At 32.6% G+C, this 12165-nt stretch carries 7 protein-coding genes; 3 read left to right on the forward strand and 4 right to left on the reverse strand.

What is annotated here, in order from left to right; genetic code table 11:
• The 3 genes from DG435_RS04960 to DG435_RS04970 all read right to left on the reverse strand — a co-directional run.
• Positions 1-3399: immunoglobulin domain-containing protein (locus tag DG435_RS04960; protein WP_369871689.1), on the reverse strand; the 3399-nt coding region annotated here is incomplete at its 3' end.
• An 823-nt stretch (positions 3400-4222) separates the two neighbouring features.
• Positions 4223-7408 carry a cytochrome c biogenesis protein CcsA gene (gene ccsA / locus DG435_RS04965; protein WP_106792930.1) on the reverse strand — a complete coding sequence of 1062 codons (3186 nt, stop codon included), beginning with the start codon at positions 7406-7408 and terminating at the stop codon, positions 4223-4225.
• Positions 7409-7646: 238 nt separating this feature from the next.
• A complete protein-coding gene (locus DG435_RS04970) occupies positions 7647-8975 on the reverse strand; it encodes a hypothetical protein (RefSeq protein WP_199852696.1) in 1329 nt (442 codons plus the stop codon).
• Positions 8976-9276: 301 nt separating this feature from the next.
• Here DG435_RS04970 and DG435_RS04975 point away from each other — a divergent pair, with 301 nt between their 5' ends.
• Genes DG435_RS04975 through DG435_RS04985 form a run of 3 tightly spaced genes read left to right on the forward strand, consistent with a single transcriptional unit; the run spans position 9277 to position 11167 of the window.
• Positions 9277-10041, forward strand: coding sequence for a Rossmann-like and DUF2520 domain-containing protein (locus DG435_RS04975; RefSeq protein ID WP_106792931.1), 765 nt, complete (start codon positions 9277-9279; stop codon positions 10039-10041).
• A complete protein-coding gene (locus DG435_RS04980) occupies positions 10025-10549 on the forward strand; it encodes an HAD family hydrolase (RefSeq protein ID WP_106792932.1) in 525 nt (174 codons plus the stop codon). Before DG435_RS04975 ends, DG435_RS04980 begins: the two co-directional genes overlap by 17 nt.
• Before the next feature lie 48 nt (positions 10550-10597).
• Positions 10598-11167: a non-canonical purine NTP diphosphatase gene (locus DG435_RS04985; protein WP_106792933.1), complete on the forward strand. Its 570-nt coding sequence runs from the start codon at positions 10598-10600 to the stop codon at positions 11165-11167.
• 1 nt (position 11168) lies between these two features.
• Here the strand turns inward: DG435_RS04985 and DG435_RS04990 are convergent, their stop codons facing one another.
• A complete protein-coding gene (locus DG435_RS04990; RefSeq protein ID WP_106792934.1) occupies positions 11169-11801 on the reverse strand; it encodes a CPBP family intramembrane glutamic endopeptidase in 633 nt (210 codons plus the stop codon).
• Positions 11802-12165 lie beyond the last annotated feature (364 nt).

The raw sequence follows: 12165 nt of genomic DNA on the forward strand, positions 1-12165 counted from the left end.
TTGATTAGAACCTAAGTTTAAAACCTTTAATGCCCCCATACTACCAATAGATGTGGGAATAGTACCCGTCATGGCATTACGCTCAACAGTAAATGTTTCTACATTTACCAAGTTGCCTATTGAACCTGGTAAAGGTCCTGATAATTGATTAATAGCAAAGTTAACAGATGTAAGGTGTATCAAGTCTCCAAAAGAGGCTGGAATTACTCCCTTTAATCCGTTATATGATAAAGTTAATTTTGTTACTTTTCCATTCTCAACAATAACACCGGCCCAATCACAAACAGGAGTATTAGTTAACCAATTAGTATTCTTTGTCCAATTAGCACCATCTGTACTATTGTAGAAATCAACTAATGCTTGTTTTTCTGCGGCAGAAACCGTGCAATTAATCGTTAAAGTAATCGGGTTACGGGTTAATGTCAGGTCTGTAACAATACTATTGGTCGCAGTAAAATGATACACTCCTGCATTAGCATCTGTAGCATTAGAAATAACCAAGTCTCTATTAGTTGCTCCTGTAATTGCTACTCCATCCTTATACCATTGATAGCTATTATTTGTACTGGTTAATGCTGTACTAGATAATGTAATACTTCCATTTGTAGTTACAGATAATGTCTCTGTTTGGTCTACCTTACCTTGCGTGAGATAACCAAAATCTGTTATATTATTTTTATAAGTAGTAAAATCTGATTCAAAATCACTAAAAACAAAATTATTAGTACTAAAACCAAAGACGTTCAATACATCATTAGTTGCTAATACTGCTAAACTAGGAGGTACTGCTCCCGACAATTGATTACGAGAGAGTCCTAGCGTTTTTAATCCCGGTAAATTACCAATACTTGAAGGAATAGAGCCTGTAATTTGATTAGTAGATAAATACAGCTTTTCTAGTTTTAATAAATTACCTAAAACTGATGGTATTTCTCCGGTGATTTTATTATCTTCTATAGACAAAAATGTTAAATTAGATAATTGGCCCAATGAAACAGGAATTGAACCACTAAGACCATTTCTAAATAAATTAAGGCCTGTTAGTTGAGAAAGATTACCTAATTCTGAAGGAATCGAGCCGGTGAGCTTATTTGCATTTAAAGATAATCCTGTTAAATTACTTAACCCTCCTAAAGAAGATGGAATACTACCACTAAGACCGTTTCTTGCAAGATTTAACGTTTCTAATTTACTTAAATTACCTAATTCTACAGGGATGGTCCCAGTTAAAGAATTCTGGAAAAAATTTAACGTCTTTAAATTTAATAAGTTTGATAATGATATAGGAATTGAACCTGTTAATCCATTTTCTGCTAATGTTAGGTGAACTAAGTTTGATAAACTACCTAATGAAGATGGAATGGTACCACTAAGATTATTCCTAAATAAGTTAATATTTTCTAAGGCTAATAAAGTTCCTAATTCTGTAGGAATTGGGCCTGTAAGCTTGTTTGCATTAAAGTCTATCTGTTTGATATTAGTCCAATTACCAATTGTTGCTGGGATACTGCCTATTAAACGTCCATGTCTTGTAATCGATATAGAAGTAAGATGAACTAAATCTCCTATAGAGGCTGGAAGCTCTCCGTTAAGTGCATTGTCGAAAATGTATAAACCAGTAACTTTTCCATTGGTAACTGTAACTCCTGTCCAGTCACAAACAGGAGCATCAGTTGCCCAATTGGTATTATTACGCCAATTAGCACCATCAGTACTATTGTATAAATCTACCAAGGCCTGTCTTTCTGCTGCAGAAACCCCACAAGCATTCTCTGCTGGAGTTACTGATAATGTTATATTATTACGATAAATATTAAGCCCCGTAACAACGGTATTTTTAACAAGCATCTTATAAACTCCAGCATTAGTTTCACTTGCATTTGTAATCGTATATTCTCTATTAGTTGCTCCAGAAATAGCAGTAGTCCCTTTATACCACTGATATGTATTATTAGGATTAGTAAATACATTTGATGTTAGTGTGATACTTCCACCTATAGACACATTAAGTGCTTCTTCGACATCTGCATTTTTCTGTTTATTATAGTTAAAACTAGATAAGTTTGCTTTATATGTAGCGAACTCAGGTTCGAAATCAGAAAATACAAATTGATTACCCGAAATTCCGAAGTTACTTAGTTTAGGTAACGTACTCATTTCTGGTGGAATTTTTCCAGAGAGGTTATTATTATATAGGTATAATGATTTTAAATTAACCAATTGTTTAAATGATATTGGAACCGAACCGGTTAACTCATTATTATGAAAGTGAATGTGTTCTATTTTTGTTAATTGGCCTAATTCTGAAGGTATATTACCGCTAATTTTATTCCCCGATAAGCCAATTCTTACCACATTAGACAATAAGCCCATTTCTGCAGGAATACCACCAGTAAGCTGATTCGCTCCCAATTGTAAATTTTCTAATTTCGACAACTGCCCAAAACTAGAAGGAACACTTCCTGAGATTTGATTATCTGCAATATACAAACGTTTCATATTTGCCAATTGCCCTAGTTCTGAAGGTAATGCCCCAGTTAAATTATTATCATTTAAGCTTAAAGCATATAATTTTGATAGTTGTCCTAATTGTGGAGGAATAGTTCCTGTAAGTTGATTACCACTAAGTGATAAAGATCCAAGTTTAGTCAATAAAGCAAGGCTTTCAGGGATAGTTCCTGTAAGTATATTATTTGCTAGAGAAAGTTTTTGAAGATTAGCTAATTGGCCTAATTCTATAGGTATAGCTCCGGTGAGTTTATTATTTGTTAAATATAAGGATCCTAATTTTGAAAGTTGAGCCAGTTCAACCGGTATCGCTCCGGTTAACTGATTATATCCCATATTAATAAACAAAAGATTTGTTAATTGACCTAATTGAGGCGGAATCACACCCGAAAAATTATTACTATCAAAATATAAATGTGTTAAGCCTGGCGCATTTAATAATGTAGTTATTGGTAGTGTTCCAGAAAACTCATTACCACTCAAATGAAGAGACTTCAACCCGGTCATTTGTCCCAAACCTGCAGGTAATGCTCCTCCAATATCATTGCTACTAAGCACCAATTGAGTTATATTAGGTAAATTCCCTATAGAGTTTGGTAAAGTACCAGTTAGATTATTTTTAAAAAAATCTAACCTAACAACCTTACCACTAGATACTGTAACACCATACCAATCACTCACTAAAGAATTAGGGTCATTGATTAACCAAGGTTGATTTCCCTCTATTGTATTTTTCCAATTATTTCCATTAGTAGAATTATATAAATCTATCAATGCCTGGCGTTCTGTCGAAGAAACTTGAGCCAATAAAGGAAATGTTAAAACAAGAGTTAAAAATACTGTTAAGACAAATGCAATAGAATCACCAAAACGTGCTTTTATCTGCTTCATTTATTTTTTATTTTTAGTCAGTTAGTTACTTTTTATTAATGTGAAAATGGTTTTTAAATAAGCCAAATACCCTCCTACCCAACAACTTAACGCTATTAGCTACAATCAACACATATCACTCAATAACAAGCATTTACATGCATCATTCTAAGCAATATTCTTAATATTTATGAAATTATTTGTAGGACTAGCACTAAAATTAATGGGGTTTTATATTAATCTCATTGCTCGGGCAAACATACTATTTTCTCAAATCAAAATAAAACAATTTATGGTTAACTTATCTTTAACAGAATTGGTGTTTTTAAGTAAAAAAGGGTAAAACAATTGAACACTAAATACTTAAAAAAAACTTTATCTCTTAAAAATTTTATTTAAATCTATTTATTAATAATAATCTAAAATCACTAAATAAAAACTCTACTTTATCTAAAGTTCATTTTCATTAGTTAAAGAGTTATTGCACTAGTTTTAGATACTACAATCTCAAAGTTTAGTCTAAACAAAGAAGCTCTTAATTTGCTACTTCGTAAAAATTTATAATTTTCTTTAAAATTAGCTTTCATAAAACTAAGTATTACTCTTCATTATTTATTACAGTACAAGAATACGAGTAATGAGTCCCATTTTTCGGGACTGAGGAATATTTTTTTTATTTTTTTTAAGATGGTCTTAAATAAAACATAAAAACTGTAGTATACAGTGTGTTTTACAGCGCAGTTCTTCTTAAAATTATTTTTAATAATCGCACAAAACATGTAGCTCTATCTTTTAAGAAAACCACAAAACGATTATCAAAATATCATAGAAATAAAGAATATAATTATTTTTCTGTAGAAATTGCTTTTTTAGTTTTCTTATAATGCACCTTGTTCCTCCAATATGAAACCACACCCAGCACAGCAAGAAAGACAATTGAATAATAAACAGCATTAGGGGTAATTACTTTATCACCACTAGCATACGAGTGTAGTCCTTTTAGGTAAAAATTAACTCCAAAATACGTCATTAGAATACTATAGACAGCAATAACTGAAGCCAAGTTAAACCACCATCTTCCTCGTAATCCTGGAACTAATCGCATATGTATCACAAAAGCATACACCATAATACTTACCAACGCCCATGTTTCTTTTGGATCCCAACCCCAGTAACGTCCCCAACTCTCGTTAGCCCACATTCCGCCCAGGAAATTACCTATGGTAAGCATTACTAACCCAATAGTAAGCGCCATCTCATTGATAATAGTTATCTCTTTAATATTAAGATCCATTCGTTTCTTATTAGATTCTGTTGTCAATATCATTAACAACAGCGATAGGATTCCTAAAATTGCTCCGACAAAGAATGGTCCATAGCTACCTACAATAATAGATACATGAATTAATACCCAATATGAATCTAATACTGGTTGTAAGTTTGCGATAGCCGGATCTGTCCAGTTTTCATGTGCAAAAAACAAGATGATTGCCGCCACAAAAGTAGTAGCTGCAATAGTTAGATTACTTCTTTTACCAAAAGCAAGACCAATTGCCAGGGTCATCCAGCCCACATAAATCATAGATTCGTATGCATCACTCCAAGGAGCATGCCCCGAAACATACCAACGTATTATCAATCCCGCAGTATGTAGAATAAAAAGAAGAATAACAATACCAATTGCACTATTTATTAAAGTTCTTACAATTTTAGAATCCTTAAATATTCTAACAACTACAAAGATCATTAGTAGCAAGCCTATTACTCCATAGTATCGATATAGTGTTCTAAAAATATCATATTTATTCAGTGCAATTTCTGCTTCGATTTTTTTATCCGTTGGTAATACTTCGTTTCCAAATTTTTTCTGAAAACTTTTAATACTTTCAATATATTGATCAGGTTTGCTATAATCCCCTGTTTTTCTTGCTTCTCGTAAAGACTGGCGATAAATCGGAATAATCTGTCTGGTGTATACCGAATCCATCCCGCTAAATTTAAATTCATTTAGCTCGGGCATAGAAACCCATTTGTTTCCTTCATCACCCGGAACCGGAAAAACTCTTAAAATCCCTCCTCCTAAAGCTTGATTAAGCAAATAAAATTTCTCATGAGTTTTAAGAAAATCTTTTTCAAAACTACTAGGTGTATTGGTACTACTTGCTTTTTCTAAATAAGGAGTTAATTTATAAGATCCATCTGGTTCTACAAGATCTATTAAAGATACTCTTCTTTCGGTTTTTGGAACTCCTAATATTTTACGTAAGCTATCATTTTCTCTTTGGATTTCTATAATTGGAATACTATACCAGATAAATGGATTCTCTACCATAGATACAAATACCTGATCTGCATTTAATCCTTCATAAGTATCCTTTTTACTAAGTTTACGTAATAATTCTGAAGAAAATGTATTTACAGGTTTCATTCTTCCTCTTTCATCCTGAATCACAATACTACCAAATTTAGCCGCATGAACAGCAGGAACAACATTAGCCAAAATAACCGAATCCAATTGTGCTTTGCTAGGCAACGATGGTAAATGATTTGTATGATCAGGTTGAGATTGATCTTGTGCGAAAGAAAAAGTAGACACTATTAATGCTAAAAATATAGTTAATGCATTTTTCTTTTTCTTCACCTTACTCAATTTATATTCTATTTCCTTAAAACGTGATCCCTTGGTAAAAAGAATTAGCATTAATCCTAAGTATAACAACATATAACCTATATAAGTAATCCATGTACCCCAACGATCATGATTTACAGAAAGTACAGTTCCTTTTTCATCTGGATCAAAAGAAGCTTGAAAAAATCGATACCCTTTATGATCTAGTACATGATTCATATAAATATCATACGGGCGAGAAGAATTTCCTTCTACAATATCAACCTTACTCTTAAAAGATTTATAAACATTCTCTGTACCAGGGAATTTTTCAGCTATAAAGTCATTTAATTTTAATGCAAAAGGTAATTCCATTTGTTTAGAACCATAACTAAAATACATATCCAAACCTCCTAATGAGATTTTACTCATGTCATTATTATATCCTTTTCCTCCCAATAATTTAACTTCTTTGGTTTCTTCATTAGTAGAAACATTTATTACCAAAGCATCTTCTTGTCCTTTACCTTTAACTTCTATAGGAACTACATCATACTTACCTGTAATTACAGGATCGGGAATTACAAACTGCATTCCGGCAGTTTGATATAAAGATCTAAGCATTAAAGGCTGAAGACTATCCTTAAATACTAATCCTTGCATCTGATCTGCCATTCTCAAAAATGATCCATCAAAAGGGGATTCTATGAAATAATCATCATTTTTATATGTGATATTTATTGCTCCTTTGGTTGGTTTATTAAAACTAACCAATATATTATGAATATTAGAAACCTCTCCTTCTCTTAAAAAATGATCATGACGATTACCATCTCCTGCTTCTACTACTTTAAGATAGTTTTCTCCATCTTCTGTCTCAACTAATCCCATCTCTGCTCCCTGGATATAGTTTTGATATGTTATCGTAACGGGTTGCTTATTATAATCTGTATTAATCGTAAAATCATTATTGGTCGCTTCAGCTAGTTCTAAGGCTTCGGTAATTATACGTCTGCGAGGTTCTCCATTAATTTCTCCATCCAGAAAAACGGATAAGTATGTTTTTTCAGAAAGAAAAGTGGATGTAGTTTCACCTTCTCTAATAGGCATAACTCCTTCATAGCTTATATATCGGGTAACAAAAGCTCCTATGATAATTAAAATAAAAGATAAATGGAGTAGTAATGTTGCCAATTTACCTTTCTTATATAATTTGTAACGTACAATATTTCCACAGAAATTAATAACGAAAAACACCATTATAGCCTCAAACCACCATGTGTTATACACCCAAATCCTAGCGGCTGTAGTTCCATGTGCATCTTCTAAAAACGTTCCTACTCCCATAGAAAACGCAAAAACAATAAATAAAACTGCCATTAATCGTGTGGAGAACAAAATACTCGCTAGCTTATCTTGCATAGTAACCTTTCTTTTTTTGCTGGGCAAATTTACTATTTTTGGCAGGATAATATACCATGATCGCCTTTTGATTTTATGGTTTTAACAGAAGTATAAGTATAAACGATATTACTTTTTCGTTTTTCGCAAAAATATGTCGCATCAGATATACTTCTAATTCTAACTATTTCTGAAAAAAATATCAAAAAAAGTAAGGCCAAAACTCATTATAAATATAGAATTTGGCCTTTTTTTTCTTCTATAGTGCTTTTAGATATTCGACCAGATCATCTTGTTCCTGATTTGTTAACTCCAAACCAAAATGATCATTATAATGTATAACCACATCATTAAGGGTAGTAAATCGCCCGTCATGAAAGAAACCATTACCATCAGATTTAACAAATATTCCTCTTAGCGGAGGTGTTCTATACATTTCTGTCGGAGATCTCTTTGCTTCAAAGTCATCGATCCCGATTTCTTCTGGAGTATGTAATATATTATCTGCAAAAGCGCGCCCCGAGTGGCAAGAAATACAATTTGCTTTACCATCAAACAATATTTTACCTCGAATTGCCGAAGTCTCATCATAACTATCCGGATCTGGATTTGGGGCTAATATTGATAATTGGTATTCTCGTAAACTTTCCAGTTTCGAATCTACCATATCTACAGGAGCACTAACATCAAATAATCCTCTTTCTACTGCAAGTGGAAATTTTTCGGGATCGTTTAATCTTTGATCAGAAAAATTTCCCTGCCCTCCCATGACCAAAACGCCAATAAACCTATTCCAATAAGATACTTCACCCCAACCGGTATATGTTTCATGCGTTATCCCTTGCAATCCATAAGCCGGTGGTATTACTAATGTTGCTAGCTCCCCATTTGGCTTAGTTACTTTTCCGTCCATTAATAATGTAGGAGCAAACCTTCCTGGCCCCCATGCATTAACAACACTATTAAAAGTCTCGACATCAACATTTAGAATATCTGCGAGAGGAGCATTTTTAACAAATCCCAAAATAGCTCCCACATTAAGATCGGTATTTGCCCAACCATCTTTTCTATTTCCTATTCCTGAAGTAAATGAATCATCAACTGTAGAATGACATAAGGCACATGTGATCCCAACAGATGTTAATTTTTTATTTTCATTAAAGCTTCCTTTTACACCAACAACAGCACCCAAATCTAACAAAGCTACTGTGGTCATTGGATCGGTTAAATCAATACTTCCATCTGTAATACCATCTACCACAGCTTGCGGTAATACTTCGGCATCTACTTTAAGTCCTATTGCTAAAGCCGTAGTTGGATCAAGGCCAGGTCCAAACCCACCATTTGCTGCTCCCAAAATAGCTTTGTCCAACTCTAATAAATCTGTCCATTGTGCTTCGCTTCCAAAAGTATCGTGTCTAAATACTTCTTTTCCTTGAGCAACCAAAGCCGGGTCTAAATTAAGTTCAATCGGAGGTGGTATTACCAATTCTTCTGGTATTGGAATCAAATCATCATCCTTACATTGAATAAAAATTGTGCTAATGCCAAATAGCATCAGAAAGAATATTGTTTTTCTTAGTTTCATAGCGGTCATTTTTATGAATTATGTGAAAATTTTAATTGTTGATTTACTATTGGTTTTTAAGAGTTGTACTATTTTGTATAAACTAAATAAGGATCTATTGTAAACCTTAGATAAATGGGCTTGAAAAAGGTTACAAAATTTTGCTTTTTTTTAAATCAGGATTAATTTTGGTGAGCATTATCGTTTCAACATTTTATTCTGAATTAACCTGAGCACCCTCTTTTATCTTAAAACTCGTTTAAAATAAAAATGAAAAAATGTATTGCTCTTCTTTTTAAGGGAACTTCCCTATTTTAGCCAAATGATTAGAGTTATAATTCTTGGTGCCGGTAATGTGGCCAAACACTTGTATGCTGCTTTTTACAATCAAAAATCGGTAGAAGTTGTGCAGTGCTATAATCGTAAAGGATTGTCGTTACATCCTGATCAGAGAGAAAATACTATTACACAAGATTTTAGTTCACTAAAAGAAGCTGATATTTATATTTTGGCAGTAAGTGATGATGCAATTGAAGAGGTTTCTAGTCTATTACCATTTACGAATAAACTTATCGTTCATACCTCTGGCAGTGTTCCTATGAATGTCCTTACAGATACAAATAAAAGAGGTGTTTTTTACCCATTACAAACATTTAGTAAAGATAAAGCCGTTGATTTCTCCACTATTCCTTTTTGTTTGGAAGCTGAAAATGAAGCGGATCTTACCTTATTAAAAAAGCTAAGCTCTACTCTTTCTAAAAAAGTATATGAAGTTTCTTCAGAACAACGTAATGTGCTTCATGTTTCTGCTGTATTCGTAAATAATTTTACTAATTATTTATTTTCAACAGCAAACGACATTTGTAATGAGCATGATGTTCCTTTTGAAATTTTGTATCCTTTGATTATGGAAACCGCCAAAAAAATTACAAAAATGAATCCTGACCTGGCCCAAACAGGACCTGGGATACGTAATGATTCTAAAACTATAAATCGGCATTTAAAAATTTTAACAGATACTACGCAACAAGAAATATATAAAACCCTTACCAAAGCAATTCAATCTAAATATGGAAAAAAGTTATAAAGAATACCTGCAGCACATTACCACCTTTATTTTTGATGTAGATGGTGTACTTACAGATGGTACTGTTATTATCAATACAGATGGCCAATTACTAAGAACAATGAACATTAAAGATGGATACGCTTTGAAAACTGCTATACAACAGGGTTTTAAAGTATGTATTATTTCTGGAGGAAAAAACGAAGGTGTTCGCCAACGCTTAAAAGGGTTAGGAATAACCGATATATATCTTGGAGCACATCAAAAAGTAGAGCAACTAAATGAGTATCTCGATACTAATAATATCAATATTAAAAATGTATTATACATGGGAGATGACATTCCTGATTTACCGGTCATGAAAATGGTAGGATTACCAACTTGCCCTCAGGATGCAGTTGCAGAAGTAAAAGAAGCCTCTAAATACGTATCCTACAAAAAAGGAGGTAAAGGATGTGCAAGAGATGTTATCGAACAAGTACTTAAAGTCCAGGAGAAATGGGTATTAGATTTTGATGCAAAAGCGTAACAAGAACATATTTTTTTGAAAACTATACATTAGAAATTACACCTCTAAATGAAAATCGTATTTGCTACCAATAATCATAATAAAATAAAAGAAGTACAAGCATTACTGCCTTCTACTATCCAAATAGTAGGACTTAGCGATATAGGTTGCATAGAAGATATTCCCGAAACTTCTTCTACTATAGAAGGTAATGCAATGCAAAAAGCTAATTATATCAAAGAGCATTATGGATTTGATTGTTTTGCCGATGATACAGGTCTTGAAGTCGAATCGTTGCATGGTGCTCCCGGGGTATATTCGGCAAGGTATGCTGGCGAAGCCAAAGATTCGAATGCTAATATGGATAAGCTCTTAAAAGAGTTAAAAGAAAAAGAAAATCGCAAGGCACAGTTTAAAACTGTAATCGCCCTGGTATTAAATGGAAAATTAAAAACATTTACAGGAATATGCTCTGGTTTTATTACCGAAGATAAAAGAGGAAAAGGAGGTTTTGGATATGATCCAGTTTTTTTACCCGATGGGTATACCGAAACATTTGCCGAACTTTCTTTATCAGAAAAAAACAAGATTGGTCATCGTGGAAAAGCAGTACGCCAGCTTATAGAGTACTTTTTGTAATTTATCCAGGGCCGGGAAAGGCTAACATTTCCCCCATACCAACAGTAAATAACCAATTACCATAAATAGCATGCTCTATAGAAACTAAGGTAGTAGATTTTGTTTTTTGGTAAGTATAAGCAAATAACAAACCGCCAACAAAAGTTAATACTTGCACTAAAAAACTATTCAAAAAAAGATGGGCTAAGGAAAAAAGGATTGCGTTTATAAAAATAAACAACCACTTATTACTAATTAGATTCTCATAACGCTCATAAAAAAAGGTTCTATATATAATCTCCTGTGGCCAAACAGACAAAAATGTATATATAAAAAGAATGATTATCCATAACCCTGGTCTTTTTATCAGTACAGAAAACAACTTATCCGGAGCAATTAAAAAGACATATACTCCAGTTATTATCGCGATAATCCCAAACTTAACTATAATTTCTTTCCAAAAAGGTTTCCAATATTCTTTAACAGGAAATTTCAACCTTAACAGTCCTTTCTTCTTAAGAAGGACCAGAATATAAACAAATCCCAAAACAGTAGGTATAACTTTAAAAAGAAAGTGAGAATCTAATAAAAAACTTAACGGCAGTAGTATAAAAAAACAAAATAATTCTAAGCCTTTATATGTATTAGTTTCCATCCTATTAGTTTTCGACTAATTTCAATATAAAAAATGGAACTTACACTACTAAAATCCTATTGAGACAAGAATAATGAATATTTAGCTATAATAATATGTTGTGTTATATCTATAATAATAAAAAAAGCCTCTGGGGTATGAGGCTTATTAGGGCTTGGGGCGAAATTAATTTGGGGTAAAAAAGACTAATTCTAGTTCAATGGGCTAATCAATATTTTAATTTCTTTATGTTTCTTTATTTCTATACATCAAAAGTATGTTGTTATCACTAAAATCTTACAAAATAGCAATATGGAAAATAACAAATTATCGATTAAATACATTAATTGTCGATAAAACACAATAATCAGTTCGCAAAATATTG

This window comes from Aquimarina sp. Aq78 (genome assembly GCF_900299525.1).
In the GTDB taxonomy this organism is placed as follows: domain Bacteria; phylum Bacteroidota; class Bacteroidia; order Flavobacteriales; family Flavobacteriaceae; genus Aquimarina.